General features: G+C 48.0%; 1 protein-coding gene. It reads left to right on the forward strand.

Annotated features, from left to right (window positions below; translation table 11 throughout):
• The coding region (locus QWT87_RS21065; protein WP_302718704.1) for an IS1595-like element ISBbi1 family transposase at window positions 1-826 on the forward strand (826 nt) is incomplete at its 5' end.
• Window positions 827-840: the final 14 nt, after the last annotated feature.

Genomic DNA, 840 nt, shown 5'->3' on the forward strand with positions numbered 1-840 from the left:
GGTTGTCTGCAAGCGATGCGGGGGCACTTCCCATTATTGGTTACAGGGTAAATGGAGTTATGAATGCAAAGGTTGCCGTTTCCGCACCTCGTTGCGCAGCGGTACGATCATGGAGAGCTCCAAGCTGCCGTTTCTGGTGTGGTACAAAACGATGTTCCTGATGAGTTGCACAAAAAAGGGATTCTCCACCAACGAACTCCAGAAGCAATTAGGATTGAAGCGTTACGAACCGGTATGGGCGATGGTACACAAACTCCGCAGGGCGATGGGCAACCGGGATGCAAGGTATACACTGGAAGGGATGATAGAACTGGATGAGGGTTACTTTTCGGTGGCCAGTAAGGAAATCGAGCGAGGCAAGGGTACACGTGGCCGGGGAGCCGAGGGAAAGCAGAACGTTGCGGTGATGGCCGAAAGCACCCCGTTGGAAGATATCGAAACGGGCAAAAAGGAGAAGCATGTGCGTTATTTCAAGGCCAGGGTACTGGATAGCCCTCAAAGTGAAGGAATCAACGGCGTGGTCAGGGACTGCATGGAGGATGATGCCATCGTATTTTCGGACAAAAGCACTTCTTACGTTGACATCTCCGATCTGGTGGAATTGCACGTCACCGAGAAATCAGACGCCAAAACCACCAAGGAAACACTCAAATGGGTGCATATCGCAATCAGTAATGCAAAACGGACATTGCTGGGCAACTACCATAAAATCAAAAGGAAATACTTACAGTTGTATCTCAACGAGTTTATTTACAAATTAAACAGACGGTATTTTGGAGACAAACTCTTTGACAGACTAGTAATTGCGAATATAACAGGTGCATAAACGGATAATCAGAA

Source organism: Chryseobacterium urinae (assembly GCF_030518295.1).
GTDB lineage: Bacteria > Bacteroidota > Bacteroidia > Flavobacteriales > Weeksellaceae > Chryseobacterium > Chryseobacterium mucoviscidosis.